This is a genomic window from Psychroflexus halocasei, assembly GCF_900107595.1.
In the GTDB taxonomy this organism is placed as follows: domain Bacteria; phylum Bacteroidota; class Bacteroidia; order Flavobacteriales; family Flavobacteriaceae; genus Psychroflexus; species Psychroflexus halocasei.
This window is the reverse complement of the sequence record NZ_FNQF01000004.1, coordinates 24,204-42,976: the sequence shown is the minus strand read 5'-3', so window position 1 is coordinate 42,976 and position 18,773 is coordinate 24,204. Positions and strand designations below refer to the sequence as shown.

Genomic DNA, 18,773 nt, shown 5'->3' with positions numbered 1-18,773 from the left:
TATTGTGTAAAAGCCATATTTAATAGCAAATTTAACGAAACATGAAATTTTGTCAGCCTTTAAAAAATCCTTATCACAAGGTTTTATTTGATGTGTATTCATGCTAATTTAGTCAATAATTTATGTAAATTAGCAGCTTTCAAATTTAATTTAATAAATTTTTATATATGGCTGAAGGAGAACAGTTAATCCCCATCAACATAGAAGACGAAATGAAATCTGCTTACATTGATTATTCAATGTCTGTTATTGTTTCAAGAGCGCTTCCAGATGCTAGGGATGGTTTGAAACCTGTGCATAGAAGAGTTTTATTTGGTATGCATGAATTAGGTGTATTGTCAAATAGAGCACATAAAAAATCTGCCAGAATTGTCGGAGAGGTTTTAGGTAAATATCACCCACACGGTGATACCTCTGTTTACGACACGATGGTGCGGATGGCACAAAGTTGGAGTTTGAGATATCAGTTAGTTGATGGCCAAGGTAACTTTGGTTCCGTTGATGGTGATAGTCCTGCAGCAATGCGTTATACTGAAGCTAGAATGCAGAAGATTAGTGAAGAAATGTTATCTGATATTGAAAAAGAAACAGTTGATTTCTCACTTAACTTTGATGATACTTTAGAAGAACCAACCGTTTTACCAACGCGAGTTCCAAATTTATTGGTGAATGGCGCAAGTGGTATTGCTGTTGGTATGGCAACGAATATGGCGCCACACAACCTTTCAGAGGTAATTGATGGTACAATTGCCTATATCGATGATAGAGAGATTGAGGTTGAAGGTTTGATGCAGCATATCAAAGCGCCAGATTTTCCTACTGGTGGTGTTATTTATGGTTACGATGGCGTAAGAGAAGCTTTCAAAACAGGTCGAGGCCGTGTTGTAATGCGTGCTAAAGCAACCTTTGAAGAGGTTAAAGGTAAAGAATGTATTGTCGTTACAGAAATTCCTTATCAAGTCAATAAAGCTGACATGATTAAGAAAACTGCCGACTTAGTCAATGAGAAAAAAATTGATGGTATTTCGTTAATCCGTGACGAATCAGATAGACATGGAATGCGTGTCGTTTACTTTTTAAAGCGTGATGCGGTTCCTAATGTTGTTTTGAACACTTTATTTAAGCATACAGCATTACAATCTTCTTTTAGCGTTAATAACATTGCTTTAGTTAATGGAAAACCTGAACAGTTAAATTTAAAAGACTTAATTGTTCATTTTGTTGATCACAGACATGATGTCGTTATTAGACGTACAAAATATCTTTTACGAAAAGCAGAAGAGCGCGCTCATATTTTAGAAGGTTTAATTATTGCTTCAGATAATATCGATGAAGTGATTGCTTTAATTAGAGGTTCTAAAAATGCAGATGAAGCGAGACAGAAGTTAATCGATAGATTTGAGCTTTCAGAAATTCAAGCAAAAGCAATCGTTGAAATGCGTTTGCGTCAATTGACTGGCCTTGAGCAAGATAAGTTAAGAACTGAATACGATGAGTTGATGGAAACCATCGCTGACTTAAAAGATATTTTGGGCAGTGAGGAACGCAGAATGGAAATCATTAAAAATGAGCTTTTAGAAATAAAAGAAAAGTATGGAGATGAAAGACGTTCTGAAATCAACCTAGCTGGAGGAGACGTTAGTATTGAAGATATGATTCCAGATGAAAGTGTGATTATTACAATATCTCACGCTGGCTATATTAAACGTACACCATTAACAGAATATAAAATTCAAAATAGAGGAGGCGTCGGCCAAAAAGCCTCAACGACTCGTGATGAGGACTTTTTAGAATATATGTTTGCTGGAACAAATCATCAATACATGTTATTCTTTACGCAAAATGGTAAATGTTTCTGGATGCGTGTTTATGAAATTCCAGAAGGTAGCAAAACTTCAAAAGGCCGCGCAATTCAAAATTTAATTAGCATTGATCCTGATGATAGAATTAATGCTTTTATATGTGTTCAAGATCTCACTGATGAAGAATACATCAATAATCATTTTGTTTTAATGGCAACCAAAAAAGGTCAAGTTAAGAAGACTGTTTTAGAACAATATTCTAGACCTAGAAGTAACGGAATTAATGCGATCACTATTAAAGAAGGTGATGAGTTACTCTCAGCGACTTTAACCACCGGAGATAGTGATGTTATGCTTGCTGTAAGAAGCGGTAAGGCTATTCGTTTTGAAGAAGATAAAACGAGACCAATGGGACGAAACGCTTCTGGTGTTCGTGGCATAAAACTTGCAAATGATAATGATGAAGTTATCGGTATGGTTCCAATCAACGATCCTCAGGATGAAACAATTTTAGTTGTCTCTGAAAATGGATATGGGAAACGAACATTTATAGATGACGAAGATGGAGAGGCTGTTTACAGAATTACCAACAGAGGAGGTAAAGGTGTAAAAACGATTTCTATCTCTGAAAAAACAGGTGATTTAGTTGCTATTAAATCTGTTAAGGATGATGATGATTTAATGATTATTAAAAAATCAGGTGTCGCAATTAGAATGTCAGTTTCAGATCTTCGTGTCATGGGTAGAGCAGCGCAAGGCGTCAAATTAATTAATTTAAAAGATGATGATTCTATTGCTGCAGTAGCCAAAATCGTTAACCAAGATAAAGATGAAGACATCGAAATTGATGAGAATGTTGAAAACCAAGCTGATGAAAATCTGAATGACGATAATGTTGATTCAGCTGATAAAAATGAAGAAAACTAAGAAACAAAGAAAAATTATGAAGAAGACAATTTTCAGTTTAGCTCTCTTAGCTACAACTAGTTTATTTGCACAAAAATCAGAGATTAAAGATGCTCAAGATGCAATCGAAAATGAGGATTTCTCAAGTGCAATTAGTTACTTAAAAACTGCAAAAAAATTAAAATCTGATCTTAATGAGAAATGGTTATCCAGATTTTATTTAGCACAAGGACAATCTCATTCAATGCGTGCATTTAGTGGTAACTCTCAAGATATGATGAGTGATATTGATACTGCTGTAAACTCTTATGAAGAGGTTATTAAACTTGGTAGAGATGTTGAAGATGCCAATATTGGAATTTCAAATCTTAAAGACAATCTGGTAAATTCAGCTATTGATGATCAGAAAAAGGGAGAAAATTCTCTTGCAGCTGACAAGCTCTACAAGTCTTATGAAATGAATGAACAGGATACAATGTATCTGTATTACGCTGCTTCATCTGCTGTTAACGCACGCGACTATGACGAAGCTTTAACTTACTATAAGCGTTTAATGGATTTAGAATATACAGGTGTTCGCACAAACTACATTGCAACTGATGTTGAGTCTGGTGAAGAAGTTACTTTTAATTCTAAAGAGGAAAGAGACTTTTCAGTAAAATCTGATCAATACACGAATCCAAAAGACGATGTAACAGAATCTGTTAGAGGTGAAATAGCAAAAAATATTTCATTGATCTATATTCAACAAGAGAAAACAGATGAAGCTTTAATAGCAATTGAAGAAGCAAAAAAAGAAAATCCAAATGATATTGCAATTATTCAAGCTGAAGCTGACCTTCATTATCGTTTAGGAAACCTTGAAAAATATAGCGAGTTAATGAAAAAAGCTGTTGAGCAAGATCCTGATAACGCAGATTTACTCTATAATTTAGGTGTGAGTGCTGAGCAGTTAGGAGACGTCAAAACAGCTCAAAAATATTATAAACAAGCTATAGAGTTAAATCCTGAAATGGAGAATGCATATATTAATATGGCGACAACTACACTTTCTAAAGAACGTGAAATTGTAGAAGAAATGAATTCTTTAGGGACTTCAAAAGCTGATAACAAAAAGTATCAAAAACTAAATGAGGAGAAAAAGCAATACTATTCTGATGCTTTGCCTTATTTAGAAAAAGCTATTGAAATCAACCCACAGAATATCGGTGCGATGCAGACAATGATGAACATCTATTTTCAACTCGGTAAGGATGAAAAAGCAGAAGAAATCAAATCTAGAATTGATGAGATTCGTAAATAAGATTTAATTTTTTTTTAGAATTATACTTAAAGAGCAGTTATTACACTGCTCTTTTTTTATGCTTATAGTTTAATTTTTTCTGAGTGGTTTAAATGATACAATATAAGTTAAAGCGCAATAAGATTGGTGTTCCCGTAATGTAACGAGATTTAATACCTAGAGTTCATAAAGGTTTATAGAATGCTTGAATTAAATGATAAGATTTAAAATTACTTATATCAAATTCTAAGTTTATATTCGTTATTTAAGATGAAACTATTTTGAAATGAAAAAAGATAGAACAGACAAGAAACCATGGCCAACTAAAGAAGCGATGATTCAGATTTATGAGAAAAATTTATGGGGAGGCAATGTTGATTTTTATTCAGGAGAAGGTTCTCATCATCCTTTAATCCTTAATCCATATATGGAGGCTGTCATTTCCATTTTAACTTCTTTTGAAAGCCCAATCCAAGTCTGTGATTTAGGTTGCGGGGATTTTAATGTGGGACGACAGCTTGTCAAACACACAAAAAATTATAAGGCTGTTGATATTGTACCAAGCTTAATTGAGTTTAACAAAAAAAAATATAAAAATTTGAATGTAAAATTTGAGTGTTTAGATATCGCTAAAAATGAATTACCTGAAGCTGATTGTGCGATTCTGAGGCAAGTTTTGCAACATCTTTCTAACTCTGAAATCAAATCTATTCTTGATAAACTTTATCAATATAAGTATCTGATTTTGACTGAACATTTACCTCATGGCAGTTTTACTCCAAATAAAGATATTATATCGGGACAAGGAATTCGTCTTAAGAAAAACAGTGGTATCGATATTTTAGAGAGTCCTTTTAACTTTAAGGTTAAATCTGAAAAACTTTTATCAAACATAGTTTTAGAAAACCAAAAAGGATGTTTAGTCACTAAATTATATCAGATTTAGTCATTTTTAACAAATCTAAATTTTTTATTAATAAATGATCTATTTTATTCAATTTACATTGAAAGCAATACATTAGCATAAAATCTAATTAAATATCAATATCATGAAAAAAGCAATTTTAACACTAAGTCTTTTAGCATTGACGGTTTCTTTTACCTCTTGTACAGAAAAGAAAGAAGAAAAAACTGTTATTAAAGAGGTTGAAAAAGAAGCTCCTGAAAATGAAGGTGCTTTAGAACGTGCCGCTAAAAAAGTTGATGACAAAGTCAATAAAGAAATTGACGAGAAAATTGACGAAATTGATTAAATCAATTAATCTTGATTTAATTCAAATAAAATAAAAAACAGCGAAGATTATGCTTAATCTTCGCTGTTTTTATAATATAAATAGTTTAGATTATCTCTGCTGAAATACCAGCGTCTAATATTTCTAAGCAACGTGGTTTCAGTTCTTCGTAACTCCCAGACTTAACGCCACATTTACCTTTATAGTGAATGATGATTGTGCACTGCTCAGCTTGAGTAGGTGAGTGGTCACATGTTGCAATCAATGTTTCAATAACGTGATCGAACGTGTTGTAATCATCATTAAAAACAACAATTTCATTCTCAGTGACTTCCTGAGTTTTAACCACCGTTTTCTTTTGTGTTTTCTCTTTAGTACTCATTTTCAATTATTTCAAAACGAAAAATACAAATTTATAATGAATGTTTGAATTTTGCGGCAACCCACTTATCTTTTAAATTGTGTTTAACATATTCTAAACCTAGATCAGCAGCAGCATTGATGATTTGATCAAAATCTTCATCATAAAATCCACTAAAGTAAATATCGCCACCTTTATTTAGGTGTTTCACGTATGTTGACATGTCGTTTAAAAGAATATTTCTGTTGATGTTTGCAAAAATAACATCATAAGAATCCTTGATTTGATCAGCGCCACCTAGAAAGCATTGTCCAGATAATTTGTTTTTTTGTAGATTTTCTTTTGTATTATCAATACACCAATCATCAATATCAATAAAGTCTGCTTTTTTAGCATTTTTCATCAAAGCTAAAATTCCTAAAACACCAGTTCCGCAACCCATATCTAAACAAACTTTATTTTGAAAATCATCTTCCAATATAAACTTAAGAATCATGTAAGTTGTGGCGTGATGCCCTGTCCCAAAAGACATTTTAGGCGTAATGACGATATCATAATCCACCTTTTCAGCTTGATGAAACTCAGCTCTGACCATACATTGATCACCAACACGAATTGGGTCAAAACTTGATTCCCAAACAGCATTCCAATTCTGTTCTTCAACATCCTCTGTACGGTAATCAATTTCAAATTCATCTTGATTCAAAACATAAATGTCGGAGAGAATATCATCTCTAACTTGATCTTCCTGAATGTAAGCTGATAAGCCATCTTCTTTATCTTCAAAACTTTCAAAACCCAACTGACCAAGTTCAGCCAACAAGATTTCTCTTGCTGGCTCTAGTGGATTTATTGTAAAGTGGTAAGCTTTATACTTCATTCAAAACTATTTATAATTGCTGTAAAGTCTTCTGCTTTTAAAGCTGCGCCGCCAATAAGACCACCATCAACATCTTTATTTGCAAAGATATCTTTGGCATTTCCTGGTTTTACACTTCCGCCATATAGAATTGAAATCCCATTTGCTATTTCAGAAGAAAATTGATCTGACAATAATTTTCTGATATACGCATGCATTTCTTGTGCTTGCTCTGGCGATGCTGTTTCACCGGTTCCAATAGCCCAAACTGGTTCATATGCAAGGACAATATTTTTCATTTGTTCAGAAGATAAATGAAATAGACTTTCAGAAAGTTGATTTTTCACAACTTTAAAATGATTTTCATCTTTTCTATCTTTCAATTCTTCACCAACACAAAAAATAGGTTTTAAATCATTTTTTAAAGCTTGATCTACTTTAGATTTGAGCAATTCTGAACTTTCTTTATAAATTGCTCGACGTTCACTATGTCCAAGAATCACATAAGTCACACCAACACTTTTAAGCATTTCAGCAGAAACTTCACCGGTAAAAGCACCTCGATCTGATTCATGCATGTTTTGAGAACTCAATTCAATAGAGCTTCCTGTTATCAATTCATTTGCTATAGCTAAGTTAGTATAGCTTGGTGCAATAATGACTTCTGTTGTTTCTGAAAAATCAGATTTTTTAAGATTTTTAATCAATTCAGAAGCAGCATTTGCATTTGCATTCATTTTCCAATTTCCCGCAACAATATTCTTTCTCATTATATAATTTTTTAAAATTTAAATCACTTTAGGGTCTAAAATACGATATATGACATCAACTAAAATATTTATCATAATAAATATTGATGAAATTACAAGTACAGCACCCATAATCACTGGTAAATCAAGTGTGTTTAGTGCGTCAACAATTTCTTTCCCTAGCCCGTTCCAACCAAATATGTATTCCACAAAAACTGCACCTGCTAACATAGAAGCAAACCATCCTGAAATTGCAGTAACAACAGGATTTAATGCGTTTTTAAAAACATGTTTCCTTAAAATATAATTTATTTTTAAGCCTTTTGCTCTCGCTGTTCTCACATAGTCTTTAGAGAGTTCCTCTAAAACAGAGTTCCGCATCAATTGAATAACAACAGCCAAAGGACGGATTCCTAAAACAAAAGCTGGTAAGATCAAATTTTTGAGGACGAGCTGTCTTTCTTCACCAAAATCATCTAGTTCATAGAGGTTTCCTGTCATATTAAGATTGGTGTATTTTTCAAGAACAAACCCGAAAATCCATGCGAACAAAATCGCACTAAAAAAAGAAGGGAGACTCATTCCAAAGGTACTGATCACTTGAATGCCTTTATCAATTGCACGGTTTTCATTTAAAGCTGAAATCATACCTAGCGTCATACCAATGATCAATGCAATTGTAATTGCTGTGATTGCCAAAATAGCTGTATTTGGCAATGTTTCCTGAATAATTGCAGTGACAGGTTTATTTTGTTTTTGAAATGATTGTCTGAGATATGGGAATTTCAAAACAAATTGAGATGTTTCCATTTCAAAAAGTGACAGATAAGAAACTGATTTGTCACCGATATAAGTATAATCATTTTCATCTTTAGAATGTAATGACAAAATCGATAAATCATTTAAATAATAAAGATATTGTTGATGAGTTGGCTGATCAAAACCATATTTATGTCTAAGTTGTTCAACTTGTTCTTGGGTTTGCGTTTGTCCCAACATCATTTTAGTTGGGTCGCCAGGCAAGACATTAAAAAGTATAAAAATAGCTGTCACGACACCAAATAAGGTGAGAATTGCATAAGCAGTTTTGACAGCAAAATTTTTCATTTAATCGTTGCTATATTAAAACTCATCAGCATTTTGCCAATGTAATTTTTGTTGAATAACACCGTTTTTAATCACAACTATACCTGGATTAGATCTTACAATGGCTTTAATTGTAGTTTCATCACAAACATAAAAATCTAAATCGATTTCATGATTTTTTTCTAACTCAGAGATTGATTCACTTCCTGAAGCACTGACACCAATAATGCGATAATTTTCAGCTTTTGCCTTCTCGATAACTTTTTTGATAGCTGGCCAAGCTTGATTCTCTGATCGACTAAGATTGTAAGCAGGGATCATCAATAATTTTTCTTCATTCAATAACTCTTTAGTTTTGTCTTCTCCATTTTTCATCAAAGTGAAATCTTGAATAGGAGGGACATAACCTTCATCGATAATTTCTGTGGTGACATTAACGAATTCGCCATCAACTTCAGGATAAGCGCCATTTGTTTCATAAATCTTTTTCTCACCATCAACTATAAATTCCCACTGAAAAAGAGTAACAGGCTCTTGAGCACCTTCAGGAATACTCATATCTTCTTGAATGTTAACGCCAGTTTTATAAGCTCTAAAATCAACAACAGGAAGATTGATTAAAACATGATAACCTAAATAAAAGCATAAAATTGTTGCGACAAAAACTATCCATTTTAAAGAAGCTTTTGCAAAAAGAGGCTTGATATATCTAGAATTAAAAAAGATAATCATAATCAAGAAACTCAAAATAATATCTTTATAAAATGATTGCCAAGGTGTTAAAGGGATCGCATCTCCAAAACAACCACAATCCGTTACTTTGTTGAAATAGGCAGAATAGAATGTCAGGAAAGTGAAGAAAATCATCATCAAAACAAGTGTCCATTTCGTGACAGTTTTTGCATAACCAATAATGAGAGCAACACCGAGTAAGACTTCTAAAATCACTACAAATATAGCGATGAGTAAAGCATAAGGCTCTAAAAAGGGAAGGTTGAGAACGCCTGAACTAAAATATTCTTCTAGTTTAAAACCAAAACCAATTGGGTCGTTCAATTTTACTAATCCGCTGAAGATAAAGACGATACCGACTAAAAATCTCGCTATTTGTGTAATTTTATTTTGCATTTTTTTGAATTTTGAGATGAATCAAAGCAAAGACCGCGTAATTAATCATATCCTGATAATTCGCATCAATCCCTTCACTGACGAGTGTTTTACCACTATTATTTTCGATTTGCTTGACGCGATGTAATTTTTGTAGTATTAAATCTGTCAGTGAACTGACACGCATATCTCGCCAAGCTTCTCCATAATCATGATTTTTATCAAGCATTAAATTTTTAGATTCAAGCAAGTATTTATCATAAAGTTTTATCGCTTCTTCATGTTCCATATCTGGCTGATTGACAACTCCTTTGTAATATTGAATTAAAGCCATGATTGAATAGTTAATGATGCCGATAAATTCAGCATCTTGTGCTTCATTAACTTTTGAAACTTTATTGACTTGAAGGCTTCTGATGCGTTGCGCTTTGATAAAAATTTGATCTGTCAAAGATGGTAATCTTAAGATGCGCCAAGCACATCCGTAATCTTTCATTTTTTGAAGAAAGAGTGCTCTAGACTCTTCCGTAATTTTATCGTATTGCGCTGAAGTATTTAATTCTGAAAATTGATTCACTTGATTGTTTTTCATTATGTAAATGCTGGTCTTTTATTCTTCTTCCTCTTTTTCTTCTAATTTGAAATCATCATCCTTTTTAGGCTTTTTATCTTTATCGTTATCAAGATAAATTCTTTCTTCTTTTCTAAACTGATCAATGCGATATGAAACTCCAAAGTTGATTCCCCAACGGGTTGGTGTATTTTTAAAATTGGTAAAAGCAGAAATATCAAACTGAAGTTGCTTGGTTAATAAATAAGCCATTCCTCCTCTAAAAATCTCATCACTGTAATAATCGCCAATAATTGTTTGAAACTCTCCAAATAAAGCATAGCGGCCACCCAACGAATGAGTTAGTGTGAAGATTCCTGCGTACGAACTATAATCGGTGGAGATTTTGTCTGCATAAAAGTTAGAAACCAACACCCAACGTCTATAATTGTGTTGAGTAATCACACCGACTTTAGGAGAGTATGAAGGTTCATCTTCATACAAAAATGGATTATCACCAAATGAAAAATTTAAACCAGCGTAAGCTGAAACAGCAGGAATTAAATCACTCCATTGCAGGGTATTGTTTTTCTTCCAACTGATGTAATTAGGTTTTTCTTTCTTTTTTAAACTTCTTAAATAGGGGTCGAACACCAAATACTTAGCACCAATTGTGTTCGATCTAAAATTAGAATAACTTGTACTTTCTGTTGATGAACCTTGAGGGTATGTAAGCTCTGCAGATTCATAAACGCCATCAAGAACAAGCTCTAATCTTTCTAAAACAAAACCATATCTTAATTGGTAATCAAAACCAAACGACTCTGTTTTTGTATCGAGTAAATTGTGTTTATCATTATTGTAAAAACCACCAACTTCTGCCTGAATCACTCCATTCCCAGGAGAGAAGGCACCTTGTGAAGATCCTGGTCGGTTGGTATTAATTGTTTCAGTATATTGAGCTTGCGCAAATTGCACAGCGATAATGCTTAAAGCAACAAAAATTATTTTCCGCATTCGTGTTTTTTTCAAATATAATTGAAATTATCAATATTTTATAAGACTCGACTACTTTTTAAAACAACGAATCAATACATTTGTAGATTGAATTTTTAAGCAACTCTATGGATTTTTTAGAAACCTTATTAATCATACTTCTCGTATTTTTTGCTCTTCGGATACTTCTTAAGTGGGCAGCACCCTACATTTTTAAATTTTTCATGAAGAAGGTTCAAAATAAATTTGAGAATCAATTCAACAATCAGCAACAATCAAGACCTCACCAAAAAAGTGATCAAAATATTATTAATGATGATAAATCATCACGTCGAACCAACGATAAGAAGGTTGGTGAATATATTGATTACGAAGAGATTGAATAAACTTTAATTATGAAGAAAAAATTACCTCAGTTAGCTAAGCATGGACTTGTTGTTCTTGGTTTTATGCTTGTTGCTGTTCTATATTTCAGTCCTGTTTTAAGTAACAAAATTATCTACCAAAGTGATATTGCGCAATATATTGGCATGTCAAAACAACATAAAGACTTCAAGGCAGAAACAGGAGAGGAAAGCTACTGGACAGATGCTGCATTTGGCGGAATGCCAACTTATCAACTCGGTGCTGATTATCCTTATCACTTCATTAAATCTATTGATAGAGGTTTACGCTTTTTACCGCGACCAGCAGATTATCTTTTCCTTTATTTTATTGGGATTTACATTCTTTTCTTGACATTGAAGATAGATTATAGACTTGCAATATTAGGTTCATTGGCTTTTGGGTTTTCAACTTACCTTATTATTATCCTTGGTGTTGGTCACAATGCTAAAGCACATGCGATTGCTTATTTTCCGGTTGTGATTAGCGGGATATTATTGCTTTTTCAGAAAAGGAAAATACTCGGATTTATCACTTTGTTTTTAGGGATGTCATTGGAGTTGGTAGCCAATCATTTCCAGATGACTTATTATTTATTTTTACTGGTTCTTGTTATTGGAATTGTTTATTTAGTTGATGCATATAAAAAGAAAGAGCTTAAACAATACTTTTCAGCGATTGGCTTGATGCTTATTCCTGTTTTATTAGCGATTGGCGTGAATTCTACGAATATTTTGGCGACACAAGAATATACGAAGTTTAGTACAAGAGGCGATACAGGCTTAACGATTAACCCTGATGGAAGACCTAAAGCATCCTCAGCTTTAAGTTATGAATACATTACAGAATACAGTTATGGTATTTTAGAAAGTTTCAACTTATTCATACCAAGATTTATGGGTGGCTCAAGTTCTGAAACTTTAGATTCATCATCAGAATCTTATAAAGAATTAATTCAGTTGGGTGCGTCACCCACGCAAGCGTTAGGTTTTGTTGAAAACGCACCGACATATTGGGGCGATCAAACATTTATAGGCGCGCCAGCTTATATTGGTGCAAGTATAATTTTCCTTTTTGTTTTGGCGCTTTTCTTAGTGAATTCTAAAACTAAAAAATGGATTATTGGCGGTGTTATTTTAAGTTTAGTTTTATCCTGGGGCGGTAATTTTGCTTTTGTAACTAAGTTCTTTATCAATTACGTTCCTCTTTATGATAAATTCAGGGCGGTTTCGTCTATACAAACACTTATCGAATTTGTTGCTCCAGTATTGGGTGTTGTTGGTTTAGCTGCATTTTTTAGTTCTCAAAAATCGAAAAAAGAGAAAGAAAAAGCACTTTATTACTCGGCTGGTATTTTAGGAGGATTAGCACTGATATTTATTCTGTTTAAGAATGTATTATTTGATTTTTCATCACCACGTGATGCACAATTAATTCAGCAATTAGGAGCAAAATTTGTTCGAGCTCTAAAAATTGACAGACAAGATATGTTGGTCAATGATGCCTTAAGATCTTTAGCAATTGTTCTCGTCGCAGCAGGGATTTTATGGCTGTATTTACAAGAAAAAGTAAAGAAAAATCTTGTAATCCTAGGTTTAGGAATTTTGGTTTTAGTCGATTTAATTCCGATCAACAGAAACTATGTTAACGACGATGATTTTGTTGCACAAGTTCAAATGAAACAACCTTTTCAAGCTCAACCATACGATCTTGAAATTATGAAAGATAAATCCCACTATCGTGTTTTTGATTTAAGCGGAAGTCCTTTAAATTCTGCAAGAGCATCATATTTTCATAATTCAATTGGCGGCTATCATGCTGCAAAACCAGGAAGAGTTCAAGACCTTTTCGATTTTCATATTTTTGAAGGAAATCAGGCTGTTTTAAATATGCTCAACGTCAAATATTTGATAGTTAATACAGAAGAAGGTGTGCGAATTCAACAAAATGAATCAGCATTTGGAAATGCATGGTTTGCAGAAAAAGTAAACTTTGTCAAAAATGCCAACGAGGTTATTAAAAGTCTCGACACAGTTGATTTAGCAAGAACTGCAATTGTTGAAAACAAGTACAAACAGCAAATTTCTAAGAAAAATTATCAGCCACAATTTGGAGATCAAATTGAGTTGACAAGTTATACACTCAATGAATTGACTTATGAATATAAATTAAACTCAAAACGTTTAGCTATTTTTTCTGAATTATATTATCCAAAAGGTTGGCAAGCTTATTTAGACGGTGAGAAGATCGATCATTTTGCTGTTGATTATGTGCTTAGAGGCTTGGAACTTCCTGAAGGTGAGCATCAAATTACTTTCAAATTTGAACCTCAAGTCATTTCTCGAGGAAACACAATTACTTTAGCGAGTTATGGTATTTTTATCTTACTTTTGGCAGGCTTGTTTTTTCAAAGAAAAAAGAGAACTAACTAAATGAAGAAAGCCCTCATAATTACTTATTATTGGCCTCCAGCTGGTGGACCAGGTGTGCAACGCTGGTTGAAATTTTCAAAATATTTACCAGAATACGGTATTGAACCAGTCGTTTTTAAACCTAAAAATCCGAGCTACCCAACTTCAGATCGCTCTCTTTTAAATGAAGTCCCTAACGGTTTAGAAATCATTGAAAAGTCAATATTTGAACCTTATACTTTAGCTCAATTATTTTCAAAAAAAGAATCGAATTCATTGAGTAAAGGCATCATAAAATCTAAAGAAAAACAATCTAGACTTCAGCGTTTAATGTTATATGTCAGAGGTAATTTTTTTATTCCAGATGCACGAAAGTTTTGGATTAATCCATCATTTAAAGCGATTTCAAAAATTATTGATTCTCAAGAAATTGATTGTGTTATTACAACGGGACCACCACATAGTTTACATTTAATTGGACATAAATTAAAAAGTAAATTCCCTCAATTGCATTGGATTGCAGATTTTCGAGATCCATGGACAAATATTGGTTATCATAAAGATTTAAAATTAAGCGAAAGTTCAGCTCAGAAACATCTTGATTTAGAAAAAGAAATACTCAATTCAGCAGACGATATTTTGGTGACAAGTTTTGAAACTAAAAATGAATTTGAAATAAAAACGTCTAAGCCAATTCATCTAATTACAAATGGTTTTGATGAAGCTGATCCTGTTGAAGTCGAGCTCGATGAAAATTTCACGCTTTCTCATATAGGTTCTTTAATGAGTCAAAGAAATCCTGAAATTTTATGGCAAGCTTTGTCAGAATTGATTCAAGAAGTTGAGCATTTCAAATCTTTCTTTGAGTTGCGTTTGGTTGGTAATGTCAGCGAACAAATCATTGATTCTATTTATAAAAATGGACTTAAAGAGTATCTCAATCTTACGGGTTATGTCGATCATCAAACGGCTTTAAATTTTCAACATAGCTCACAAGTTCTTTTATTAATAGAAATTAATTCAGAAGAAACCCGTGGTATTATCCCTGGAAAAGTCTTTGAATATTTACGAACTGGAAGACCTATCTTAGCGATTGGACCTAAACATTGGGATGTTGAAAAAATTATTGAAGAAACGCAAACAGGACACTGTATTGACTATAATAGCAAAGAGAATTTGAAAGCATTAATTCTTAGCTATTTCAAATCTTTTTTAAATGGTAAACTAAAAGTGCAGCCCAATAATATCACTCAATACAGCAGACAGAGTTTGACAAAAAAACTATCTGAAGTTATTTTAAAATAATTGTTTAAAACGTCTTAATGTTAAGTAAATCAACTCAACTTCTCTTTTAAAAATTTTCCAGTTAAAGACTCTTTAACCTTGATTATTTCTTCTGGGGTTCCTTCTGCGACTATATGTCCGCCTTTTATTCCTCCTGTTGGTCCAAGATCTATAATGTGATCTGCGCATTTGATTAAATCCATATTATGTTCGATTACAATAACTGAATGTCCTTTTTCAATCAATGCGTTAAAAGATTTCAGTAATTTTTTGATATCATGAAAATGTAAACCAGTTGTTGGTTCATCAAAAATGAAAAGTGTTTTGTTTTTCGTTTGACTTTTAGTTAAAAAAGCAGCTAACTTGATACGTTGCGCTTCACCACCAGAAAGGGTAGAAGAGCTTTGACCTAATTTGACATAACCTAAACCGACATCTAAAAGTGGTTGAAGTTTCCTGGCCACCTTCTCTTCATCATTTTCATTTAAAAAAACAATGGCATCCTCAATAGTCATATTAAGAATATCGTCAATATTTTTATCTGCAAATTTGACCTCTAAAACTTCTTTTTTAAATCTTTTACCTTTACAAGCTTCACATTCTAAATGCACATCCGCCATAAATTGCATTTCAATAGTAACTTCGCCTTCACCTTTACAAGTTTCACAACGTCCAGCATCAACGTTAAAACTAAAGTGCTTTGCTTGAAAATTTCTAATTTTGGCTAATTTTTGACTCGCAAATAAATTACGAATATCATCATAAGCTTTAATATACGTGACAGGATTAGAGCGTGAAGAACGACCAATTGGGTTTTGGTCAACATACTCAACTTGTGTGATATGTTTGAAATTGCCTTCTAAACCATCAAACTGACCAGTTTTAGAACCATAGCCGCCGTTGGCTTTAATCATGGCTGGGTATAAAATATTCTTGACTAAAGTACTTTTCCCGCTTCCAGAAACACCAGTAATGACCGTAAAACAATCTAAAGGAACTGTCACATCAATGTTTTTTAAATTATTTTCTCTTGCTCCTTTGATAATGATACTTTTTCTGGATGTCCTTCTTTTTTGAGGCACTTCAATTTCTAATTTTCCGTTCAAATAATGAGAAGTCAAAGAATCTGATTTGAGAATCTTTTTATAATTTCCTTCAGCAACAACTTCACCACCGTGAGTTCCAGCTTCTGGACCGATATCAATAATATAATCCGCAGCTTTCATGATATCCTCGTCATGTTCCACGACAATCACAGTATTTCCTAAATCACGTAAATTTTTAAGCACTTTTATCAACTTTTCATTATCTTGAGAATGTAAACCAATTGAAGGCTCATCGAGAATGTACATCGAACCAACCAAACTACTTCCAAGTGAGGTTGCTAAATTAATTCTTTGTGACTCACCTCCAGAAAGTGAGTTTGATTTCCTGTTTAAAGTCAAATAATCTAAACCAACATCATGCAAAAAAGTTAGACGAGAATTTATTTCTTTTAAAATGCGTTTTGCAACATCTTCTTGATGCTCGTTTAACTTTAATTTTTTAAAAAAATCACGTAATTCATCAATGGGTAAATCGACTAAGTTAGAAATATTCTGACCGTTTAATTTGACATAATTTGTTTCTGGCTTTAAGCGTTTTCCTTGACAAAGCTTACATTTTGTTTTGCCACGGTAACGAGAAAGTAAAACACGATTCTGTATTTTGTAAGATTTAGATTCTATTTTATTGAAGAAAGGTGTGATGCCTTTGAAGTAAGAGTTGCCATTCCAAACTAAATCTTTCTGCTCATCTGTTAATTCAAAGTAAGGTCGGTGAACAGGGAAATCAAAATAATGTGCATTCTTAATCAAATCTTTTTTATACTTACTTAACTTCTCACCATTCCAAGGAGCGATGGCATTTTCGTATACACTTAAACCCGTATTTGGAATGACTAAGTCTTCATCAATATCGATGACATCACCATAACCATCACATTGCGGACAAGCCCCAAGCGGATTATTGAAGCTGAAAAAATGTTCATTCGGTTCTGTAAAAGTCATGCCATCAAGTTCAAATTTATTATTAAAAATTTTTGAACTACCAGAAGTCATTTCTTCAATAAAAACTTCACCTTTACCTTCATAAAATGCATTTTGAATGGCATCGGCTAAACGATTGAGGAAATCTTCATCATGTTTTACTACAATCCTGTCAACAACTAAATCGAAAGTCGCATCGTCAGCTAAGTTTTCTAAATCAATTTTATCAATACGTTGAACTTTACCATCAATTTTTAATCGGCTAAAACCTTGCTGTTGTAAGACTTTTATTTGCTCAGCGGCTGTTCTTTTCTCGTGAACTGTAATTGGCGCTATGAGAAGAAGTTTTAATTTTTCATCAAATGACTTCACATAATCAATAACATCAGAAACATTGTGTTTCTTGACTTTATCTCCAGAAATAGGAGAGAAGGTCTCACCGATTCTCGCAAAAAGTAGTTTTAAATAGTCATAGATTTCAGTTGAAGTACCAACAGTGGATCTTGGATTTGTTGAGTTAACTTTCTGTTCAATGGCAATTGCAGGTGCAATCCCTTTAATGTAATCAACTTTTGGTTTGTGTAAACGACCTAAAAATTGTCTTGCATAAGCTGACAAACTTTCCACATAACGGCGTTGACCTTCAGCATAGAGTGTATCAAAAGCTAAGGAAGACTTGCCGGAGCCAGACAATCCAGTAATGACAACAAGCTCATGACGTGGTATAGCAACATCGATAGATTTGAGGTTATGTAAAGCTGCGGATTTTATTAAAATGTAGTCTTTAGGACTTAATTTGTCGATATTTTTCATAAAAGATATTCTAAAACAAATATAGCCATAAAGCCCATTTTTATTTAGGTTTACAGTAATTTTCAAGAAAATTTAACCTCATTTAAGCAATATTATCATTTAAAAATGAAAGAGGCCTTAAATTAATTTATTGTGCAGTTTTTAAATTTTGTGAGAAAGCTAAGAAATTAAACCAATAGTGTTAAAATTTTAAGAACATGTATAATCTTATATGATTCTTTATATATTAGCAACTTTAACAAACAAATTTCTTGCCTATTGCATAATACTACTTATTAGTTATTTATTTTTTATACATCCAAACTATAAGACTTAGTGTTATGAGTGAATTAAAAACTATTCCTGAATCTGAACTTGTAAGTGCCTACATCGCTGGTGATGAAAATGCGCTTGTTATGCTTATCAATAGGCATGAACATAAAATTTTTGGCTTTATCTGTTCTAAAGTGATGGATAAATCAATCGCCGAAGATATTTTTCAAGAAACATTTATTAAAGTGATCCGTACTTTAAAACGTGGTAAATACAATGAAGAAGGCAAATTTTTACCATGGATTATGCGAATTGCTCACAACCTCGTTATTGATCATTTTAGAAAGAATAAACGCATGCCAAAATTTGATAGTAAAGGTGATTTTGAAATCTTTGATTTAATTTCAGATGACAGCTTAGATGCAGAAAATAAATTAATTAAAGATCAAATTGAAGGCGATTTGCATGAATTGATTAAAGTATTACCAAAAGATCAGCTTGAAGTTTTACAAATGCGAATTTTTAAGGAGATGAGTTTTAAAGAAATCGCCCTTAAAACTGATGTCAGTATCAACACAGCCTTAGGAAGAATGCGTTACGCTTTGATTAATTTAAGAAAGGAAATAGATGATAAAAATATGACTCTCGTGAATTAGATAATATTTTTTAAGT

Annotated in this window: 16 protein-coding genes; 8 read left to right on the top strand and 8 right to left on the bottom strand. The window is 32.7% G+C overall.

What is annotated here, in order from left to right:
• The first annotated feature begins 167 nt into the window (after window positions 1-167).
• From gyrA to BLV84_RS05695, 4 genes are all read left to right on the top strand, one after another.
• Entirely contained in the window at window positions 168-2,729 is a 2,562-nt protein-coding gene (gene gyrA / locus BLV84_RS05710; RefSeq protein ID WP_093241288.1) for a DNA gyrase subunit A, read from the top strand.
• Window positions 2,730-2,745: 16 nt separating this feature from the next.
• A complete protein-coding gene (locus tag BLV84_RS05705) occupies window positions 2,746-4,011 on the top strand; it encodes a tetratricopeptide repeat protein (protein WP_093242244.1) in 1,266 nt (421 codons plus the stop codon).
• Window positions 4,012-4,276: 265 nt separating this feature from the next.
• The gene (locus tag BLV84_RS05700) at window positions 4,277-4,936 is read left to right on the top strand and encodes a class I SAM-dependent methyltransferase (protein ID WP_093241285.1); all 660 of its coding nucleotides are present in this window, start codon (window positions 4,277-4,279) and stop codon (window positions 4,934-4,936) included.
• A gap of 103 nt (window positions 4,937-5,039) precedes the next feature.
• The gene (locus BLV84_RS05695) at window positions 5,040-5,243 is read left to right on the top strand and encodes a hypothetical protein (RefSeq protein WP_093241282.1); all 204 of its coding nucleotides are present in this window, start codon (window positions 5,040-5,042) and stop codon (window positions 5,241-5,243) included.
• A gap of 85 nt (window positions 5,244-5,328) precedes the next feature.
• Here BLV84_RS05695 and BLV84_RS05690 read toward each other — a convergent pair whose 3' ends face one another.
• The 7 genes from BLV84_RS05690 to BLV84_RS05660 are packed head-to-tail and all read right to left on the bottom strand — an operon-like array spanning window position 5,329 to window position 10,951.
• Window positions 5,329-5,604, bottom strand: a complete 276-nt coding sequence (locus BLV84_RS05690) for an ATP-dependent Clp protease adaptor ClpS (RefSeq protein ID WP_093241279.1) — start codon at window positions 5,602-5,604, stop codon at window positions 5,329-5,331.
• Window positions 5,605-5,635: 31 nt separating this feature from the next.
• Window positions 5,636-6,463, bottom strand: coding sequence for a 50S ribosomal protein L11 methyltransferase (prmA, locus tag BLV84_RS05685; RefSeq protein WP_093241276.1), 828 nt, complete (start codon window positions 6,461-6,463; stop codon window positions 5,636-5,638).
• A complete protein-coding gene (gene tpiA, locus BLV84_RS05680; protein ID WP_093241273.1) occupies window positions 6,460-7,212 on the bottom strand; it encodes a triose-phosphate isomerase in 753 nt (250 codons plus the stop codon). The genes prmA and tpiA overlap by 4 nt, the downstream gene beginning before the upstream one ends.
• Before the next feature lie 18 nt (window positions 7,213-7,230).
• Window positions 7,231-8,298, bottom strand: a complete 1,068-nt coding sequence (locus BLV84_RS05675) for an ABC transporter permease (protein WP_093241270.1) — start codon at window positions 8,296-8,298, stop codon at window positions 7,231-7,233.
• Between the two features lie 15 nt (window positions 8,299-8,313).
• The gene (locus BLV84_RS05670; RefSeq protein WP_093241267.1) at window positions 8,314-9,405 is read right to left on the bottom strand and encodes a BT_3928 family protein; all 1,092 of its coding nucleotides are present in this window, start codon (window positions 9,403-9,405) and stop codon (window positions 8,314-8,316) included.
• Window positions 9,395-9,976, bottom strand: coding sequence for a DUF1599 domain-containing protein (locus BLV84_RS05665; protein ID WP_093241264.1), 582 nt, complete (start codon window positions 9,974-9,976; stop codon window positions 9,395-9,397). The genes BLV84_RS05670 and BLV84_RS05665 overlap by 11 nt, the downstream gene beginning before the upstream one ends.
• A gap of 18 nt (window positions 9,977-9,994) precedes the next feature.
• On the bottom strand, window positions 9,995-10,951 hold the full coding sequence (locus BLV84_RS05660) for a transporter (protein WP_093241261.1): 957 nt from the start codon (window positions 10,949-10,951) through the stop codon (window positions 9,995-9,997).
• A gap of 107 nt (window positions 10,952-11,058) precedes the next feature.
• Here BLV84_RS05660 and BLV84_RS05655 point away from each other — a divergent pair, with 107 nt between their 5' ends.
• From BLV84_RS05655 to BLV84_RS05645, 3 genes are read left to right on the top strand one after another with little or no spacing between them, the layout of a single operon-like run.
• Window positions 11,059-11,316: a DUF4834 family protein gene (locus BLV84_RS05655; protein ID WP_093241257.1), complete on the top strand. Its 258-nt coding sequence runs from the start codon at window positions 11,059-11,061 to the stop codon at window positions 11,314-11,316.
• 9 nt (window positions 11,317-11,325) lie between these two features.
• Window positions 11,326-13,746, top strand: a complete 2,421-nt coding sequence (locus BLV84_RS05650) for a YfhO family protein (RefSeq protein ID WP_093241254.1) — start codon at window positions 11,326-11,328, stop codon at window positions 13,744-13,746.
• On the top strand, window positions 13,747-15,030 hold the full coding sequence (locus BLV84_RS05645; RefSeq protein ID WP_093241251.1) for a glycosyltransferase family protein: 1,284 nt from the start codon (window positions 13,747-13,749) through the stop codon (window positions 15,028-15,030).
• Window positions 15,031-15,059: 29 nt separating this feature from the next.
• On the opposite strand, the gene uvrA is transcribed toward BLV84_RS05645, so the two are convergent.
• Window positions 15,060-17,849 carry an excinuclease ABC subunit UvrA gene (gene uvrA / locus BLV84_RS05640; RefSeq protein WP_093241248.1) on the bottom strand — a complete coding sequence of 930 codons (2,790 nt, stop codon included), beginning with the start codon at window positions 17,847-17,849 and terminating at the stop codon, window positions 15,060-15,062.
• 320 nt (window positions 17,850-18,169) lie between these two features.
• Here uvrA and BLV84_RS05635 point away from each other — a divergent pair, with 320 nt between their 5' ends.
• A complete protein-coding gene (locus tag BLV84_RS05635; protein ID WP_093241245.1) occupies window positions 18,170-18,757 on the top strand; it encodes an RNA polymerase sigma factor in 588 nt (195 codons plus the stop codon).
• Window positions 18,758-18,773: the final 16 nt, after the last annotated feature.